This window comes from Vibrio sp. 970, assembly GCF_033339075.1.
Genome location: NZ_JAWOTW010000272.1, coordinates 1 through 733, shown reverse-complemented (window position 1 = coordinate 733; position 733 = coordinate 1). Strand labels below are relative to the sequence as shown.

1 protein-coding gene is annotated in these 733 nt (G+C 48.6%); it reads right to left on the bottom strand.

Annotation, left to right across the window (positions count from 1 at the left end; all coding sequences use genetic code 11):
* Positions 1 to 733, bottom strand: a 733-nt coding sequence (locus R7Q11_RS26125; RefSeq protein ID WP_225466995.1) for an ABC transporter permease, incomplete at both ends; no start/stop codon positions are given.

Genomic DNA, 733 nt, shown 5'->3' with positions numbered 1-733 from the left:
CCGACAAGGCTACCAAACACTCCAGAGAAGACGCCCTGCCAAACGAAAATACGTTTAATCAGACCATCTTTTGCCCCCATCGTACGCAAAATTGCGATCTCTGCTGCGCGGTCCTTCACCGCCATCATCAATGTCGAGACAATATTGAAACACGCCACACCAATCACTAATACCATGACCAAATACATGATCGTGCGTACCAACTGAATGTCACGGTAGAGAAAGCCAAACTGCTGCTGCCAACTCTTCAAATATACGTACACATTCACAAGGTTGCCGACTTCTCGAACGATCGAAGGCGCATCAAGAACATCATCGGTTTTTAGAGAAATTCCAGTTACGCCGTCTCCTAAACGAGCGTATTGCTGCGCATCCGCCAGCGGAACTAAAGCCAATGAATGATCAATTTGGCCGTTCAACGTCAAAAAGCCCGCCACTTTGACGCGCACACGTTTCGGCGCTTGAACTTTATTTGTGCCCCCCGTTTGAGGAATCATCAACGTGACGTAGTCACCGACTTGCACCTTCAACTCATTTGCAACTCCTCGACCTAAAATCACTTGCTGTTGACCTGAGTAAAAGTTTTGCCACGCCTCTGGATCAATAAAGTCAGACATGCTCGACACCGCTTGCTCATACGCAGGATCCACACCACGCACTTCAATCGCCTTAAGTTTGCTGCCTTTTTCGGCTAAACCTGTAAAGCGGACGTACGGAGCGGCAGCAACGACAT